This is a genomic window from Streptomyces sp. NPDC047525, from assembly GCF_040643025.1.
Classification (GTDB): Bacteria; Actinomycetota; Actinomycetes; order Streptomycetales; family Streptomycetaceae; genus Streptomyces; species Streptomyces durmitorensis.
In genome coordinates this window covers 1-17,420 of sequence record NZ_JBEYTL010000025.1, presented here as the reverse complement: position 1 = coordinate 17,420, position 17,420 = coordinate 1, and the positions used below count along the sequence as shown (strand labels likewise).

At 67.3% G+C, this 17,420-nt stretch carries 16 protein-coding genes; 12 read left to right on the top strand and 4 right to left on the bottom strand.

Annotation, left to right across the window (positions count from 1 at the left end; genetic code table 11):
- Positions 1–135: 135 nt before the first annotated feature.
- The gene (locus ABZ833_RS41285) at positions 136–1,089 is read left to right on the top strand and encodes a hypothetical protein (protein ID WP_361058394.1); all 954 of its coding nucleotides are present in this window, start codon (positions 136–138) and stop codon (positions 1,087–1,089) included.
- A 299-nt stretch (positions 1,090–1,388) separates the two neighbouring features.
- Here the strand turns inward: ABZ833_RS41285 and ABZ833_RS41280 are convergent, their stop codons facing one another.
- Positions 1,389–1,742: a hypothetical protein gene (locus tag ABZ833_RS41280; protein WP_361058392.1), complete on the bottom strand. Its 354-nt coding sequence runs from the start codon at positions 1,740–1,742 to the stop codon at positions 1,389–1,391.
- A 730-nt stretch (positions 1,743–2,472) separates the two neighbouring features.
- Here ABZ833_RS41280 and ABZ833_RS41275 point away from each other — a divergent pair.
- Positions 2,473–5,757: an RHS repeat-associated core domain-containing protein gene (locus tag ABZ833_RS41275; RefSeq protein ID WP_361058390.1), complete on the top strand. Its 3,285-nt coding sequence runs from the start codon at positions 2,473–2,475 to the stop codon at positions 5,755–5,757.
- Between the two features lie 823 nt (positions 5,758–6,580).
- Here the strand turns inward: ABZ833_RS41275 and ABZ833_RS41270 are convergent.
- The gene (locus ABZ833_RS41270) at positions 6,581–6,901 is read right to left on the bottom strand and encodes a DUF4429 domain-containing protein (RefSeq protein ID WP_361058388.1); all 321 of its coding nucleotides are present in this window, start codon (positions 6,899–6,901) and stop codon (positions 6,581–6,583) included.
- Between the two features lie 204 nt (positions 6,902–7,105).
- On the opposite strand from ABZ833_RS41270, the gene ABZ833_RS41265 reads away from it, so the two are divergent.
- The 4 genes from ABZ833_RS41265 (at position 7,106) to ABZ833_RS41250 (ending at position 9,820) form a co-directional block, all read left to right on the top strand.
- The gene (locus ABZ833_RS41265; RefSeq protein WP_361058386.1) at positions 7,106–7,441 is read left to right on the top strand and encodes a hypothetical protein; all 336 of its coding nucleotides are present in this window, start codon (positions 7,106–7,108) and stop codon (positions 7,439–7,441) included.
- Positions 7,442–7,779: 338 nt separating this feature from the next.
- Complete coding sequence (locus tag ABZ833_RS41260) at positions 7,780–8,001, top strand: hypothetical protein (RefSeq protein ID WP_361058384.1); 222 nt, start codon at positions 7,780–7,782, stop codon at positions 7,999–8,001.
- A 530-nt stretch (positions 8,002–8,531) separates the two neighbouring features.
- A complete protein-coding gene (locus ABZ833_RS41255) occupies positions 8,532–9,617 on the top strand; it encodes a replication-relaxation family protein (protein WP_361058382.1) in 1,086 nt (361 codons plus the stop codon).
- 62 nt (positions 9,618–9,679) lie between these two features.
- Entirely contained in the window at positions 9,680–9,820 is a 141-nt protein-coding gene (locus tag ABZ833_RS41250) for a hypothetical protein (protein ID WP_361058380.1), read from the top strand.
- 12 nt (positions 9,821–9,832) lie between these two features.
- Here ABZ833_RS41250 and ABZ833_RS41245 read toward each other — a convergent pair whose 3' ends face one another.
- Positions 9,833–10,285: a hypothetical protein gene (locus tag ABZ833_RS41245; RefSeq protein ID WP_361058378.1), complete on the bottom strand. Its 453-nt coding sequence runs from the start codon at positions 10,283–10,285 to the stop codon at positions 9,833–9,835.
- Positions 10,286–10,372: 87 nt separating this feature from the next.
- Here ABZ833_RS41245 and ABZ833_RS41240 point away from each other — a divergent pair, with 87 nt between their 5' ends.
- The 6 genes from ABZ833_RS41240 (at position 10,373) to ABZ833_RS41215 (ending at position 16,374) form a co-directional block, all read left to right on the top strand.
- Entirely contained in the window at positions 10,373–11,236 is an 864-nt protein-coding gene (locus tag ABZ833_RS41240) for a hypothetical protein (protein ID WP_361058376.1), read from the top strand.
- Positions 11,237–11,395: 159 nt separating this feature from the next.
- Positions 11,396–11,686 carry a hypothetical protein gene (locus ABZ833_RS41235; protein WP_361058374.1) on the top strand — a complete coding sequence of 97 codons (291 nt, stop codon included), beginning with the start codon at positions 11,396–11,398 and terminating at the stop codon, positions 11,684–11,686.
- A 683-nt stretch (positions 11,687–12,369) separates the two neighbouring features.
- Positions 12,370–13,341 (top strand): hypothetical protein, encoded by a 972-nt coding sequence (locus tag ABZ833_RS41230; protein WP_361058372.1) that lies wholly within the window; start codon positions 12,370–12,372, stop codon positions 13,339–13,341.
- Entirely contained in the window at positions 13,338–14,129 is a 792-nt protein-coding gene (locus ABZ833_RS41225) for a hypothetical protein (protein ID WP_361058370.1), read from the top strand. Before ABZ833_RS41230 ends, ABZ833_RS41225 begins: the two co-directional genes overlap by 4 nt.
- Positions 14,126–14,677 carry a hypothetical protein gene (locus ABZ833_RS41220; RefSeq protein ID WP_361058368.1) on the top strand — a complete coding sequence of 184 codons (552 nt, stop codon included), beginning with the start codon at positions 14,126–14,128 and terminating at the stop codon, positions 14,675–14,677. Before ABZ833_RS41225 ends, ABZ833_RS41220 begins: the two co-directional genes overlap by 4 nt.
- Before the next feature lie 623 nt (positions 14,678–15,300).
- The gene (locus ABZ833_RS41215) at positions 15,301–16,374 is read left to right on the top strand and encodes a DUF4238 domain-containing protein (protein ID WP_361058366.1); all 1,074 of its coding nucleotides are present in this window, start codon (positions 15,301–15,303) and stop codon (positions 16,372–16,374) included.
- Between the two features lie 105 nt (positions 16,375–16,479).
- Here the strand turns inward: ABZ833_RS41215 and ABZ833_RS41210 are convergent, their stop codons facing one another.
- The gene (locus ABZ833_RS41210) at positions 16,480–16,995 is read right to left on the bottom strand and encodes a hypothetical protein (RefSeq protein WP_361058364.1); all 516 of its coding nucleotides are present in this window, start codon (positions 16,993–16,995) and stop codon (positions 16,480–16,482) included.
- Positions 16,996–17,420 lie beyond the last annotated feature (425 nt).

The window sequence follows — 17,420 nt, the reverse complement described above, 5'->3', positions numbered from 1 at the left end:
TGGAGCCACGCCGCCGGATGCGGAGGTCAAGGTCCTTCGGGGCCCGTCCCTTCCCGTTCTTGCGTTCCGTCGTGTCCACGGCAGTCGTACGAGCCGGTCCCGGGGGCGTGGCCCGGCTCGGCAGAGGAGTACGTCATGCCGAAGAACCAGTCCACCGCCGCGCAGACTGCCCGCCGGGCGAGCCGGAGCGGGGGCAAGTACACCGAAGCCCTGCGCAGCGCGACGTCCAGCAGCGATACGCCGCACGCACCGCACGTCCTGCGGTTCCTGGCGGAGCGCTCGGGGAACCTCTACCACCTGGTCGGCGGTATCGCGGCGGCCTGGGCGCACAGCGGACAGCGGGTCTTGCTCCTGGAGGAAGCCGAGGAGCGCTGGTTCGTGGACGGCATGCGTCGCAGCCGGGGCCGCCGCAAGAAGATCGAGCTGGCCGCTCAGCCGGAGCCGACGACCAGCACTCTGTGGGCCTCGCCGAACAGCCCCGGCGTTCTGGTGCACCACACCTGCATGTGGGAGGTCCGTCACCCCTCACGGGAGAGCGACCGGGGCTGGCCCCGGAGGGACCGCAGTCCGCTCGAGGCAGCGATGGCCGACGCCCTTGGCGCCTACGACGTGATCGTCCTCCTGCCGCGGTACTGGTCCTACCCCGACCGGGAGAGCGCGACCGCGCATGTGGTTCTCGGTGAGATCGACGTCTTCCCGCACACCGACTGCCGGACTGTGCTCCCCGGATTCGGCGGAGAAGAGGAAGGCGTCCCCTTGAGCCCCGAGCAGAGCGCCGCGGTTCTGCGAGAGCGCTGCCTGGGCTTCCTCTTCGGATCCCCGCATCTCCCCATCGCGCTCGACGGAGTGATCTGGCAGTCGAACTGGAAGCTGCCCGTCGACGCGGACTACCTGGCGGGCATCGACCGGGACATGAGCCGCGTCGGGCTGCGCCCCCTTGGCTGGACGACCTGCGAGCGCTGGCCCGCTCCGCACCGGCAGCTGCCCGAGCTCGCGCAGATGCAGGACTTCAACTTCGTGTCGCAGTACCAGCTCATCGCGAAGCGCCTGCGCTTGGCGCTGGACGCCCGCCCGGTCGGCAAGAACTGACCAAGAGGGCTGGTTCTGGCTTCGTACACGGCAAGCAGCAGCGTTTCGACAGCAGTTCGGGCGGCACCACGACCGGCGGCGCCGCCTGGATGTGCACGACTGCGGGAGGGGCGCGGACGCTCGGGAAGCAGGGGTCGTGACACGAGCGTCCGCGGCCCGCGGTGTACTGAGGACAAAAGCGCTGACAACCCATCTTGCAACCTCGGAATGGAGGTTCTCCTGTGGTTGACGGCCGGGATCTTCCCGGCGAGTTCGCCGGGGTGGGACGGTGCGGTGTCCAGCTGCGCCGGTCAGGCTGCTCATCGTGCCGCGTTGTGCAGGTGCTGGACCATCCAGAACTCCTCGACCCGTGCGCCGTCCCCGGTCATCGCCGTGACCAAGGAGCTGAGGATGTCCGGGAGCCCGTCCGCCTGGGTGGGCAGATGGGCAGCGACGCACTGGGCGAGGGCACCGAAGACGATGGCCTGGCGGAAGACGAGGTGGAAGGGGCGTTCCCACTCGGGTTCGACGTCTTCCGGCTCGCCGATCAGCAGCGCGCGGGCCCGGGGGAGCGCTTGGTCGTGTGCGGCAGTGCTCTCACTGGGGAGACCGGCAACGCTGGCGCCTGGAAGACGAACTCCCCGCGCTGTTCCGCGAGATCTCCTACCGCGCACACACCGAGGACGAGCGACGACAGGCCCAGCAGCGTAAAGAGGAGGAGACACGCCAACAATGGCTGACCGCGATGCGGCAGGCCCGCATCGCCCTGCTGGAAGAACACCGGCTGAAAGCCCTGCGCACACAGGTGCAGGCCTGGCAGGAAGCCACCGCCATCCGCGCGCCTACTGCGACGCGATCGAGGACCACCACGTCACCTCCGGCGCGGCCGAAGCGGCCATTTCATGGACCGCCTGGGCCCGGGCCTACGCCGATCGCATCGACCCCCTGCCCCGAAACCCCGGTCTACCGGACCCTGCGACGATCACACCAGAGGGCCTGCGCCCCTACCTGCGGGGCTGGAGCCCGTACGAGCCCAAGCGGGCATGACGGAGTTCAGTGGGGCCGCTGGATGAGGCTGCGCGCCTGATTCAGGCCGAAGTCCGCCTGTGAGCACTCTTGGCTGGTCGTGGTGCCGCAGCGTGGCTGCGGCGTTTGGTTGGCGGGCCACTTGTCGCTTTCGCACGTTTGAACGGGGCTCAAATAGTGGGCAACCCACGTGAACGGCCTGTGCGATTACTGTGCGTGGCTGATTAGTTGACCTTTGTTCACCCAGTGGCCGTGGGGGCTGCTGGGGTGCATTCCTGAGGGAGAAGCATGTCTTCACGCACCACAGGAACACCGCACAGACGCAAAAGGATTCGCGTAAGACGCACTGCCCTGGCGGCATCGGTCGCTGCGGCGCTGATGGCTGGAGTGATACCCGCGGCCTTCGCCCAGGGCGATCCCGTGGGACCGTCCTCGGCCTGGGGCAAGGACGGTGCCCAGGCGCAGATGCCGCCGGTCAAGGTCGGTAAGACCAAAGCGCCCGCCTCCGTCAGTGAGCGCGAGCCGACGCCCGAACTCGCACGATGGCGCGCCGAGCAGAAGGATCGCGCGCATGCTGCCACGGGGCAGGCGAAGCGCAGCGCGAAGGCCCTGGAAGCCGTGGTGCCCAAGGGGCAGGGGCAGGTGCCCTGGCACCGGATCTCCGATGTCCGGGTGACGGACTCTCTGGTGGCGCGCGTCAATTACTCGACCGGCAACCTCATGCTCGCCGCCACGGACTTCCAGGTCGCCGGAGTTGGCCAGTCCCTGCAGCTCACGCGCACCTACAACTCTCTCGATGCCCCGTGGGGGAAGGTTTCACAGCGCTGGTGGCAGGGCTACGAGCGCTATCTGCAGGTAGAGACCGACAAGGTGGTGCTCTACGACGCCACGGGAGGCTCGGTTTCCTTCCCCAAGAAGGCAGACGGCACGTTCACCACACCCGAGGGCTACCGCCTGGATCTGAAGAAAACGTCCAGCGGTGAGTACACGGTGACCGAGCGCGGCTCGGGCGCGAAGGACACCTACAGCGCCTCGGGGACTCTGCTGAAGGTGGGTGACCGCAATGGCGGCAGCATCAGGGTTGAGCAGCACAACAACGGTACTGAGGCCACCGGCTTCAAGCTCACCGAGTCCCGCTCGGGCCGCTTCATCGACCTGACGAAGACTGACGCCTCGCAGTGGCAGGCCAAGGACAACAGTGGTCGCACGGTCGTCTACGACCTCAATGCGGCCGGGGATCTGTCCAAGACGACCGACGCGGAGGGCAAGGCCACCGACTTCGGGTATGACACGGACCGCCGTCTGACGAAGATCACCACCCCGGAAGGCCGGGTAACCGTCTTCACCTACGACGGTCACAACCGTGTGAGGTCGATGAAGCGGGCCACGGCCTTCGACGGATCCGGTGAGACCGGCCCCACCTACCTCTACGACTATTCGGCCGATGCTCCGAACAAGGCGGGTACCACTACCGTCACGGACCCCGTGGGCGACACCACGACTTACACCTACGCTGCCGACGGCGAGATCACCAAGGTCACCGACGCCCTGGGACGAGCCCGAGACCGTACCTACGACGCCAACCGCAACGTGGCAACTGCCGCCGACGGTATGGGCGTGGGCGGCTCGCCCGGCAACGTCACCGCGTACGGATGGGACGCCCGCTCGAATCCGACCTCGTCAAAGCTGCCGACCGGGGCGACCTCCGCACTCTCCGGCTACCAGACCATCGCCGGTGCGGACGTGCCAGGAAAGCTCACCACCGCTGACGGCGTGTCGGTCAGCTACAGCTACGACAGCGCCGGCAACACCAAGAAGGAGACGGTCTCCGGGACCGAGGGCGGCAGCCGCTCCTTCTCCTACAACCCGGCCACCCCCACCTGCGGGGGCTTCGAGGGCCAGCGGTGCGAGGTGAAGGACGCCAACGAGAACGCCACCAAGTTCTCCTACGACGCCAAGGGCAATCTGGCCAAGGCAACCCCGCCGGGGCCCCTGGGCGCGACCAGCTACACCTACGACAGTCTGGGCCGTGCGGAGACCTCCACCGATGGTCGCGGCATCAAGACGGTCTACGTCTATGACAACCGGGACAGGATCACGAAGGTCTCCAGCACGAATGCGACCGTGTCCTACGCCTATGACGGGGACGGGAACCTCAAGCAACGCTCCGACGCCACCGGCATCACGAAGTATGACTTCGACCCGCTGAGCCGGGAGACGATCCGCACCCTGCAGGACGGCTCCCAGACCGTGCTCACCTATACGGCCGACGGAAACGTCGAGACATACAAGGACCCCTCCGGAACTGTCCGCTACACCTACAACAAGACCAACAAGCTGGAGTCGCTAACCGATCCCTTCGGCCAGAAGACCGGCTACGAGTACAACGGCAACGACGCCCGTACTAAAATCAGTTACCCGGGCGGCACGGTCCAGTCCATCAGCCGCGACAAATCCAACCGGGCCGAGGCCATCAAGGCCACCTCGCCCAAGGGCACCCTGATGGACCTCACCTACAGCTACGCCTACACCAGCGGCAGTACCACCAAGGACGGCACGAAGATCCGCACCCGGACCGACGCCGCCTCAGGGCTGAAGCGCACCTACGACTATGACTCCGCCGGGCGCCTGACCTTCACCAAGGAGACCAAGGGCACGGCGACCAACAACAGCTGGCTCTACTGCTACGACAAGGCCGGCAACCTCACCTCCCAGGGCACCGCGGCCGGCTGCCCGGGCGGCACCACCTACACCTACAACGCCGCCTCCCAGATCACCGGCAAGAACGGCTCGAGCGCGAACTGGTCCTACGACCAGGCCGGCAACGAGACAGCTGCCGCCCCGACGGCGGACACGACCCGCACGGCCGGCGCGTGGAGCGACTTCTCCCAGCAGACCTCCCTCACCCAGGGCGGGACCACCTACACGGGCCGCTACGCCAGCACCGACAACTCCGAGCGCACCCAGTTCGGCAGCACGGCCTTCCACCACGGCCCGCTCGGCCTGTCCTCCCAGACCGCCGGCGGAGTGGACACGAACTTCACCCGCGAGGCCGGCGGAACCCTCAACTCGTTCCGCACCCAGGACAAGACGTACTACTACCTCGCGGACTCGCTCGGAACGATTGAGGCCGTGGTGAACGCGGACGGCGAAAAGGTCAACACCTACACCTACAGCCCCCGCGGCGTCACCAACGCCACCGAGAAGGTCCCCCAGCCCTACCGCTTCGCCAGCGGCTACCAGGACCCCACCGGCCTCTACCACTACAAGGCCCGCTTCTACGACCCGAACGTCGGCCGCTTCACCCAGCCCGACCCCTCGGGCCTCGAGGCCAACCCGTACCTGTACGCCTCCGGCGACCCCACCAACATCATCGACCCGACCGGCCTGTTCGGTTGGGGAGATGCCCTCGAGATCGTTGGGGGCGCGGTCGGGGGTGTAGCCGGTGTCGCCTCCGTGGCTGTGTTCTGCGGCGCCACGGCCGGTGTGGGCTGTGTCGTGGCCGGCGCTGTCGTCGGCGGGCTGGGCGCCGCGTCAGGCGCATCGATCGGCTCAGCGGTGGGAGGCGGTAGCCCCGAGGAACGGAAGGACGCTTTCTACGGCGGGTTCCTCGGAGGGGGGATAGCCCCACTCAAGTGGGGCATGGGAAGGTACCTGCCCTAGTCCTGGGAACCATGAGCCGCTGACCACCGGGGGCACCGCCTAGCGCGGTGCCCCCACCACCATGACGTTTCAAAAGGCGGATGAAGACATGGCGACCCAGTATTCCCGCAAGAGGGGCGCGGCCACCGGAGCAGCGGTGGGTGCCCTGTTCGGTGTGGGACAAAGACTCCTCGATATGAGCTTCGACTGGAGCATCCCGGTAGCTGCGGCCATCGGCGCCCTGGCCGGTGCCATGGCCGGCGCCGTATTCCCCCAAGTCTCCCGTCCTATCAGACCGTCGCGGCGTGAGTGAAGGCCGGCGCCCATGCAGTGAGGAGCTTGCATCGAGAACCCCCAGCGACGTACGGATCCGCCAAGCAGCGCGCAGGGGGATCCAGAGGCGGCTGGTCTTGTTCGGTGCCCTGTGGGTGGGGTTCCCGGTGCTCACGTGGTGCCTCGTGCGGGTCGTGGCTGCCAGCCAGGGCCTGGTCGTCTATGGCTTCTTAATGTCGGCATGGTGGCCCGCGACCTTCAGCGGACAGACCTGGAAATCCCGCGCGCGGATACAGGAGTTGCTCCCCGAGGGCGACCAACCATTGGTGGTGATTGCGGCCCGCAGCACCAGCGGACCAGCGGACCAGCGGCAAGCCGCGCTCTGCAGGGGTGCTTCTTGGTCCTGACCGAGTGTCGCCTGATCGTTTTCGCGTACAACCACCTCCTCGACAATCCCGACCGGCATCCTGTGCGAGGCGGACCGAGAAGCCGATTCCGTCGGCCTGAGCGACGGTCGCGTCCTCACTGTGACGACACCCGCGTGAGCTCGCGTAGGACAGCTTCTGACTGGTCAGGGTAGTGCTTGCTCGATGGCTGCGATCAGTTTGGCTGCGGCGTCGTTGCTGCGGTGTGGGATGGACAGGCTGTGGGGATCGGATTGTGGGGGACGTCCGCCCGTGACGAGGCTTCGGGATTCCTCAGCCGGGGATGAGCCGGGCAGGACGAATTGGACGTAGCCGTGGAAAAGACGGGTGGCGGGCTTGAGCCGCGTCCCGGATACGTCTTTGGCCCGTAGCCGGAACTCCCGCGCAGTCTTGCCGATTTCCTTCTTCGTGATGGTGATCCATTCGCCGTCGAAGGTGATGGATCCCTGCACGCCTTTAACGTCCATGCCGCCCCCTGAAGCTGATCGCAGGTGGCTATGCCAGCACGATTCAAGAGGTCCAACAAGGGTGTGAGGCTGCGGCGTGGCCGTAGGGAGCGGACCCAGCCGCGCCGCACCATGTGACGGTCGTGGCTGTGGCAGCCACGTGGATGCGCATACGGAAGAACCGAGCGCGCCGTACCCGCCGACCACCGCGACCTCGAGGTCGCGGTGGTCGCGCCCCACGGAGTCGACCACTCCGGCCGGGACGCCGCGCTCACCCGGGCGCAGAAGGCCGCCGCTGTCCACGACCACCAGCAGGCCGCGATGCCCGAAGAGCACCTGGAGGGCCGTACGACGGACGCGGCGACCTGGCTACGGACCCCAGAGAGCCTGGACCGCCTGGCCGCCTTCACCCGCGAGGCCGAAGCTCGCCGCCGCGACGTACAGGACCACGCTGACCGGGCCGCGCCCCCGACTACCCGGCCCGATGCCGCGCACCGCCCGGGGCACGAGCAGCATCGACACGATGGCGGTCCCGGCCCTGCACCGGGCGCGCGTCCGTGAAGGCCCGCCACGCCGTCCACTTCTGGGTGCGCACGATGCACCGCACCGTGCGCACCCGGTGCGCGCACCGACGATGTCGTGCACTCTGCGGTGCCCACCCTGATGCGCACGGAGGCGATGCTGCGCACTCCCGGCCGCGCGCGGCGCACCGCACGATGCGCACCTTGGTGCGTGCGACGGTGGCCTCCACTTCCGGTGCACCGCACTCGGTGCGCACACGGAACGTGCCCACATCGGATGCCGGGCACCTGGTGCGCACCCCTTGTCCAGCTCCGCTACCCCGCGCCCAGGGCGCCGCTCTCGCAGAAAAGCAACCCTTGTCCAGGTGCGAGTTTTCGATGTTTCCCCTTGACCACGTCCGCTACCGCTCCGGAGACGGCCTGCACTGGCCCGCGATGCGCGGCATCGCAGGGGAGACCTCTCCCTTGCACCTGGTCACGGTGCGTGGTCTCGATGCGGGTGCGCACGGTGCGGTGCACCCGGCATCGGGTGCGCGCCATCGGGCGGAGCGCCCGGCATCGAACCCGGTGGAGGTCACCGTGGTGCGCACCGCGCGGTGAACGACGTCGTCGGTGCGCGCGGTGCGGGACATCGTGCGCATCCGGTGCGCGGCCTCCACCGTGGTGCGCACCGGTGGGCGGGGGAGTGCGCTACATCGCGTACAACCCATCGCACCGGTGCGTCGGCAGGCTCGCGGATCGGGTCCGGCCTCAGCGGCGTCGCGATCGGCCAGCTGATCGGCCCTGATCGGCATGTGATTGACAGCGATCGGCCCACGCAGCCGATCAGAGTCAATCGCGATCTGATCGCAGAACCGATGCTGAGCTGCGCAGACCGATGGAGCCGATCAAAAGGGCCACCCCCCTCATCGAGCACCAGGAGCACGTCGTCGCACCGCTGTGGTTCCGGTCACGGACAAACTGATCGGACAAGGGGTGGCGACAGGACGTAACGGACAGCAGTGGCGGTGGCGAACAGACCGCGGACAAGGGGTGGGCTCGCACGGTGGCCCCGGCTCGTACGCCGCACGCGTGCGGGCCGGACCTGCCACCGTCCCGGCCTGTTGCAGCCGGAGAATGCTGAGACAGCGATGAACACCGCACCCACCCCGAGTACTCCGCACCGCCCGGCGGACACCGCCGCGACAGCGGGCCCCGCTGCGAGCCCTGCGGCAAGCCCCGCTCCCAGCCCCGCAGCCGTTGGCGACCGCCTGAGCGTTGTCCCTGATCAGACCGCCCACCCGGCCGGTCCGGACGATTGCAACTCCTCTTCTCCTTGTACTGATGCACCAGGAGAAGCGTCCCGGGCCCGCAAGGCCGCGGCGGCGAAAGCGGGCGCGGAGATCCGCGGCGAGGCCCTCCTCTGCCTCGCCCAGCTGCGCCTGGCCACGCCCCGACAACTCAAGGCGCTCCTGCTGCCGCACCAGCAGGACACCGACCACGTCCGCCGCGCGCTGCGCAACCTGCTCGCCGAATCCCCAGCGCTGGTCGGCCGCACCCACCGCGCGCAGCAGAGCTACTGGCACTGCACCCCGGCGGGCCTGGCCGAAGCCGCCGCCTCCGGCGAACTTCCCCCGCGCGCCGGCCGGGCCACCGGGCAGCGCGCCGCGGCGAAGACGGGTCTGCGCGAGCACGGCCTCGCCCTGGTCGACACCGTCATCGCCTTCCAGAAGGCGCAGGCAGCCGAGTTGGGCGACTGGCAGGTGGAAGTCGCCCACCCCACCCCGGCCGGGAACCTCGTGCCCGATGGCGTCGTGCTCCTCACCAACGGCACGAGCGCGTTCGTGGAGATCGACCGGACGATGTCGTACGCCCGGCTGATCGCCAAGCTGGAGCGCTACGACGCCTACCGCGGCGCGCCGGCGTCCGGGCGCGGCAACGCTGCCCGAGCTCCGCGCAGCCACTGGCAGGAGACGTACGCGGGGCCATTCCTGGAGCGTCCCTTCCCGCCGGTGCTGTTCGTCTTCGCGCCCGCGCCGCGCCGCGCGGCGCCGACGACCCGCGAGACCGAATTCCACGAGCAGGCCAGCGGCTTGTCGAACGTGGGCTACCGGATCACCGTGGCGACCACGGCCCTGCCCCTGCTGACCAAGCACGGGGCGGGCAAGGCGGTGTGGCGAGTCGTCGGTCGGGGCGAGGATCGCCTCGTGCTCGGCAGGCTGCCGAAGGCGCGGTGAGTACGAGGGGCCCGACCGCATCCGGCCGGGCCCGTCCTTCGTCCGTGAGTATTTACCGCCTGGTGGACAGCATCACCCAGCTCACGCAGGAGCAGCGCGCCGCCTTCCGGCCGGCGGCCAGCCGCTACCCTCACATGTCCATCGACGGCGCGACGATCAAGTGGGAGCCGATCGCGTCGATTCCTCTGACAGCCGGTCGCTGAACCAGGAGCTGATCATTGAAGGCCGAGCTCCCGCCGGATGTGGGGGAGTGCATCCAGACAATCCTGGAGGCCAGCCGATGGCAGGCGCAGGTGGTAAGTGGCCGTAGACGCCCCCATGCTCTCCGGTAGCCCACCAGCCACCTCTAGTGGTGCGGCCTGCGCGTACAGCGGATCAGACACTTCCAGGGACAGTTCTGTGATGTAGGCGCTTTGGCCACCGCTGTTGCGGAGCTTGATGTCCAGGGCCACGGGGACCCGCCCTGGCATTTCCATGACCTCGGCAAGCCGCTGTCGGGTGGCGTCCTCTTCCTCGTCGCCGGAGTGCGCATGAGCATCCGGATACAGCACTGCGAGGTCGACCACCTCCACCCGGGCCTTCACTGCCACTCGTGCGCGTAGCGCTGCCCATGCGCCGATCAGGGCGCCCAACAGGCCCGCTCCGGAACCGATGAGGACTTCCATCATGGGTCGCACCGTAGCCCGCACGGACTTCCCGGCGTCACCTACTGCCGCGACATCGCCGACATCCACGACCAGCTCATCGAGCTCGGCATGGAAGGCCGCAGGCGGGTGCGCCTCGCCGACAAACTCGGCATCAACGCCCGCCCGGACGCCATCGGCCCGCGGCTGCTGATCCTCCTCGAAGAGGTCAACGCCACCATGAAGCAGCTGGCGAGCTACTGGGAGAGGACCCGCGAGTCGGGCGATCCGAAGGTCCCGGCCGTCGACGCTCTCAACGAGATCCTCTACATGGGCCGCCAGGTCCGCATGCACGTCCTTCTGGTCGCCCAGTCCGCGACCGCCCGCGCCCTGGGCGGCCCGGAGGTCCGCGAGCAGTTCGCCACGAGGATTCTGGCCCGCTACAGCCTCAACGCCTGGCGCATGCTCGCCCCCGAGGTCCACCCCGCGCCGAAGTCCACGAAGCACCCGGGCCGTGCCCAGGTCGTCATCGGCGGTTCCGCCAGCGAGACGCAGGTGCTGTTCTTCACCGATGCCGAAGCCCGCGAGTGGGCCACCACCGGCGAGGGGATCACCGGCAAGGAGCACGGTGTTGTCCCGGCCCGACCGAGCCCGGTGCAGCTGCAGAAGCCGCCCGCGCCTGCCAGCTCGCCCGCCGATTTCCTGAACGATGCGTGGAGCCTCACCCGCCTGGACGACAGCGCGGCCAGTGCCGCGGCGACGTCGGTGAACCCGGCTCCGGTCGACGACGACCAGAGGGTGGGGCTGCGCGAAGCCCAACAGCACCACCTGCCGGACATCACAGTCGCTGCGTTGTGCTACGCCCGCGCCAATGACCGCACCTTCCCCGGCTCGGTCGACAAGCGTGGCGCCGAACTCCTCTACCGCGTCGGCGACCTCAAGAAGCGGGCCCGCAATCGGCCCCGTGCCGTCTCTGGCACCACCGACCTCGACTGACCGCGCTTCGTTGGGACTCTCCACGGGCCCGGGGGAGTAGCCATGACATCCCCAGGGCCCGGCTCTATGGAGTCACCCGATCCAACGACCCCGCCACCTCAAGGTCACGAGACCGGAGCAGAGGCAACACCACGGAGGCTCTCCTGTAGATCTGGTGTCATGAAGCTCAGCGATCTCAGACCGCTGATGACCCGCCGTCGCGCCGGTGGCCTCAGCTACAGCTACGACCAGTTCCGTGCCGATCCGGCGTTGGCCGCTCTGTCGTGGCCGGACGACGTCCTCGAGCAGTTCCGCTTCGACCACGGCGATAACGCCGCCTTCGGCAACGACTACGGCGGCATCGACCTGCGCGACATCACCTGGCGGCTGGAGACAATCCCGGCCGCGGACTTCCACACCATGCCGACCGGAGCGTCCGACGCCGGCTGCATCGAGGACTATTCTGAGTGACGACATGGCGTCCTATCGGCGCCTGAAGGCGCCCGAAAATTGTCCGGTAGTTGGGCCGGGTTCGGGGCCGTGGATGAGGTCGCGCTCCGGCTGAAGGAGCGTTGCGCCCGGCAATCCCCGCCGCGAGGTGGCCGACACACGCCGCGGGGCCGTGCACGAATCCGGCGGCTGGATCAAGAGGAGCAGTTGTGCCCCGCGGCCGAGCAGCAGAAGGCCGAGCGGGAAGCATGCTGTCTGCGTCAGCTGCGCCACGGAGTTCACCGACGAACGGTGGAAGGCGACTGAGCACGCCGGGTGGACGCCACACGGGATGCCCGCCGGTACTTGTGCGACGTCTGAAGGCAGCAGACCGCTGAGCGCCATCCGACCGGGTCGCGCTGGAGCACCAGGAGCTGGACCAGGTCGTGCCCGAGATCCCTAGACCGAGGGTGGTTAGCTCTCGCGTTCTCGCACTTGAGGCAAGAATGCCGCCATGGCCCGCCTTTCAGCCGACACTCTTTCGGGCGAAGGAACATCGGATCTGAATCATCAACTACCAACGTCAGCGAGGGAATTGGTGTTCGGAGAGACGTTCCTTCTTCTTCTTACGATTAGGCCGCTCCGGGGAACGAATCCGCGTGATGCGCCTTTATGTAGGCCATTTGAGGGATGCGCTGTCGGTGGCGCCCTTTAGCTTCAGGGCCATGAACTTCTCGGATGAGCCAGACCTCACCACGCACAATCCCGCCGTGACTGATGAAGAGAATGCTGATGCGGAGTGGGAGCGCCTAAATCTTGGCGAGGCCGAGGGGCTGGCGGCGGTGTGTGCGGCACGGCTCGCCAAGGGCGACTTGATCCTGGAGGAGGTGCCGATGGCGCGGCACAGTCAGACGCAGACTGTTCGCAGCCAGTTGGAGGAAGTCGCACGGAAACGCAACCTCAGCCTGGCTGCAGCGGACCAGTACCGGCGCGTGGCTGCCTGGTACACCCCCGACCGTCGCACCGCGATCTCGGCCACCGGCGTCGCCGTCTCCTACACGTTGCTGCGCGAAGTGGCCCTTCATACGCACGGGGGATCCGAGAGCGCCGAGGAACGCTTCGACACTCTGATCGCGGCTCTGAGCCAAGCCGCGGTAGGGGGAGCTCCATACCTGTCCGGCCAGGACTACCTGCGCCAGCACGGTCTGCTCCCGGCGCAGCGGGAAGCCGCTGACGTCTTGAAGAGCATCGGAGACGACCCCATCGTTCGGGCAGCCGTCGTCGATGCCGTGCGTGCCGATCCAGACGTCGTCGACTCCGTGCTGCGCACGCTGGCCGAGGACCCCACCGGCCCTGAGCGGTTCTTTGAGGAATTGGCCGCTGAAGGAGGCCTCGATGCCCTGCGCGGTGCCTCAACCGCTCTGCGCAAAGCCAAGACCGAGGCCCAGGGATGCGAGGAGCGGTCCTTCGGCCCAGATGAAGCCCCCTCGCCAGTCGAGACGGTCTTGACCTTGGTCCTGAGGGCCATGAAGGCGCTCGAAAAGCCCCTGGACCTTGATCCGCAGCAGATCGTGCAGATCCTGCCGCCGGAGCAGCTTGCCGCTCTGAATCGGCTGTGCGGCTCGGTGTCGCACTGGCATGAACTTCTGCTCGCCGCCGAGCGAGCAGCAACCCACAAGGAAGGAAAAGCAGCATGACCGCCTACCACGTCATCTCCCACAAGGGCTCCGACCTCGTCGGCCCGTCTGACTACGAGCGCGAAGAACAGGGCGTGGCACTCGTCCTGTTCCAGGACGTGTCTGACGCCTTCGCCATGCACCCCAACAATCAGGCTGGTGTGGTCGGGTACCTGATGACGAAGATGCCGAGAATCGGCGCCAAGGACGCCCCCTACGCCCGCATCGAACAACAGCGCTACCTCACCGGCCTGTACCGCGCGTTCAAGGCCGCCTACGCGGCCCACGCCCGCGACCAGCACGGCCCCAAGCTGCCCCCGCACAGGGTCAGCCAGCCGCAGCCACTGCCGGAAAAGCTCATCCCCGGCCAGCGCGTGGAAATGGTCGACCCTGACACCGGCGAACTGAAGATCGTCATCGTCCCCGAGACTGCCACGCCCGGCGATCAACCGAAGACCGACCTCATCGCGGTAGCCCTCAACGCCGCACGCACCTACTGCTTCGAACAGCTGCAGCGATACGAGCGCCAGCTGGCGACACTCGAGAACGACAGCGACATCGTCGAGGAGGCGAAGCGCCGGGCAAAGGACCACCGGGACACCATCAGGACGATCAACCGCGACTCCGTGCAACTGCGGAACTTCTACGACGTTCTTGAACTCGTGGCCCAGAACAAGGAGAAGTACACCGAGGGCACCAGCGTGGAGGACATCGTGATCGGCGAGAAGATCGACCTCGCGAGCCATGCCTTGAACCGGAAGAAGCTCCGCGAATTCCTGGACCGCTTCGGCTTCGGGAAGGCCGCGTGACCACTTCCCAACCCTTCGCGCTGGTCCACACGCCGGTCCACACCCTTCAGGAACGTAAACAGTGGACCCTGTCCTACCAGCGGATCGTCGGCAGCACCCGATCTGAGATCCGCACGGCCGACGGCCGCAGGCGTCTGGACCTACTTGCCCGCGACGGCACCAAGTGTGAGTTCCAGCAATCCAAAGAGACCGTACCCAACACCCACGGCAAGGAACTCGCGCACGCCTCAGGCCTGCTGTGGGTCTTCTGCACGATCAACCAGCACGACAGAGGCGACCTGCTCCTGACCACACGCCACGGAGCCCGGGTCACCTTTGAGTGGAAGCGCCCCTGGAAGCTGATCGCATCCTGCAACGGCAGGGTTCTGCTCGACCTCGGCCGTAGTGCACAAGTCGGTGACCACGTCCTGCTTGAGCTCGATCACTTCGCAATCGAGCCCGGGCGAGCCACCGGTACCGGAGTGCTCCGCGACGCCCAGGAGTTCTGTTACTGGATGAGGGATGGCAGTCCCTTGCTCCCGTACGCCTGGGCGTCACGCGCGGCCTGAACACCTCCATGTGCACATGTTCGGCAGCCGCAGTCACGCGGCTGCCGAACACCCAAGCCAGCCTCAACGGATATCACGATCCGCGCGCAATGCCCGCCCGACATCTCGGCCGACATTGCGCCAAGCTGAGCTCCCACCAGCCGACGGGCAGGACCGGAGCCCGAATTGCGCAGGGGTCCCATGGCCACAACGCCGAAACGCGCAGCAGCCCATCCACCCAAGGACACGCTTGCCATTCCTCACCCTGCCCGAAGGCACGAACCGGCAGAATCCCAGTTGGCCAACGGCCCATACGTCTCCGCGACCCTCACTCAGATCGCTCTGGCTGCCGGGCAGGCCGGCATGGCCCTCCCCGAACATCCCACGCCTCAGCAGCTCCTTGCCCACTTGCGGGTCGCAGAGCATGACAGCGTTGGCTACCGCCGACACCTACTGGGCTATACCGCGGCCAACTTGGACGCAGCTCTCTGGGTCGGTACGGAAGGCGACGAGGGCTGTGCCCGGCTAGCCGCTGCACTGGACTACATCACCCGAGCGAAAGATCAGCCGTAGCCGAGGACAGCCGTGGCTGGTGTGGAGGACCGTGCGCCAGTGGGCACGGGCATCAGGAGCATGACCAGGCCGTGAGGGAGCAACTGTCGGGCGCGTCACGGGAAACTCCGTGGTTGCTCAGTGCCGGGCCGCTTACGCTGGGTGATGTGTCTGCACCGAAGCTTCATCACTATGTGCCTCAGAGCTATTTGGCACGGTTCGGTCGAGACGACATGGTCAGGGTGAGGCGTCGGTGCCCGCCGAAGACACACCTCGCCAACGTCAAGAACGTCGCAGCCGAGACCGGCTTCTACACGATCACGGACGACAACGGCATGCCTTCCACGGCCATCGAGCACGAGCTCAGTGGCCTGGAAGGGCAAGGCCTCGCGGCCCTGCGCCGGATAGACGAGACGGGAATGCCTCCGATCGTCGGCAACGACGACCGTGAGCTGCTCTGCCTCTACCTGGCTGTGCAGATGGCCCGGACTCCACGGAAGCGCACCGGCGCGCTCTTCGGGCGCAACGTCACCGCCTACGCGAACGGCCGGGACGTCGACCTGGCGCTGATGACCGAGTACCTCACACGCGAGCATCTCGGCCACCCGCCACGGGCAGCCGAAGCCCAGGGGGCCTGGGATTACTACCACGGCACGCGAGAGATGAACGGCGGCAACGACCCCACCCACGACGAAGCGGTCACCGCGACACTCAGCTCCGTCCAGGTGTGTATCCCGCAGTACCGTGCTCGGCATTGGCGGCTCGAGACCTGCCGTAAGCCGATCTTCCTCACCTCCGACGCGCCCCTCGTACTCTGGCGCCCGGATGCTCCGAGTGACGCCTACCGCGGGTTCGGCCTGGAGGGAGCTCACGAGATCAGGTTCCCGGTCAGCCCCACGGCCCAGCTCGTCCTCGTCCCTGGCCAAGGCACATCCGCGGAAGAGGTCAAGCTCAGCCGAGTGATCAACTGCAACCAGGACCTCACGGACACCTGCGAGCAGGTGGTCGTCGGACACCCGGACCGGCATGCTGCGCTCGACAGGGTCCAGCTGACCAAGCGAGGGCCCACGCTGCGCTTCAACACGGGCCCCGGCATCCAGAAGAACCCGGATGGCACGGAAGAGCCGATGGGCGACATCCTGCACATGTACACAACCCGCCGCTGAGACCAGACAGCAGTGGGCCGAGCAGAAGTCCTGCTCGGCCCACTGCTGTGCCTGCGCGCTATGTTCCGGAGCCCGACGCGTCGGCCGGCGGCGGACGCCTCGCCACTAGATGCCGCTGACGGAGTCGGCCTCGAGCAGCCTGATCAAGGGGCGCTGGGCTGCCAGCTTCTGTTCCTTTGTCATCCCGGCCCACCACGTCCGGGCCGCTTGGACCACGTCTTGAGCGAACTCGTCCACCATCAAGTAGAGAGTTTCGTTCACTTGGTTCCGGTGCCAACTGATTTGCCGAGGGCCCGGCGTGAGGAAGGTGAAGTCCTTCAGGATCTTCCGGGCACGCTGCCCCTCAATATCGGTTGAGCCGCCATGGAGTAGTGCACACCGCAACGCGTAGCAGTCATGGGCCGACAAGAAGGTGTGCGGCTGGGGAGGGAAGCCGATGTTCCTCGTGTAGGTGGGAACAAGGTGCTTCTCGACCCATGCTCGGTACTCGCGACCCCCAGTTTGGTTTCCCGGTTGATCCGCCTGAGCGCAGATGTCCGGCAGAGTCAGGCTCAGCGTCAGAGCGGCGTACCAGTTGCGTTCGGCTACTGCCTGCTCCAGAGAATCGAAGAACTCTTCCATCCATGCCCCTTGGGTTCGCTAATCAGGCCCCTAACGACCTGGTGCCAGGTCGTTAGGACTCAACCCTATTTCTCCTCGAACTCTGGATGTCTTGGACCGTTCCTCGCACGCGGCAGAAGAGGCAGCGGGGCGGAGGCGGGATCGGTGTGGCTCACCCGTTCCAGACTAAAGCTGCATCTTACTTTGAAGCATGCCCTCAGGCTCGAACCCCCACGCACCGCAGCACCTCCCGCTGTAGCGGGCCTTGACGGTTCTGGAGGCGAAGCCGGAAGGGCCGTTGGGTGGGGGACGAAGCGGACCCACTGGGCCGGAGCGCAGCGAAGGCCTGCGCTCCGGGAGCGCAGCGGACGGAGTGTCACCCGCCCTGCGCAGCAGGGCGGGTGAGCGTGGGGCGCAGCCCCACGCCAGCGCTCCCGCGGAGCGGG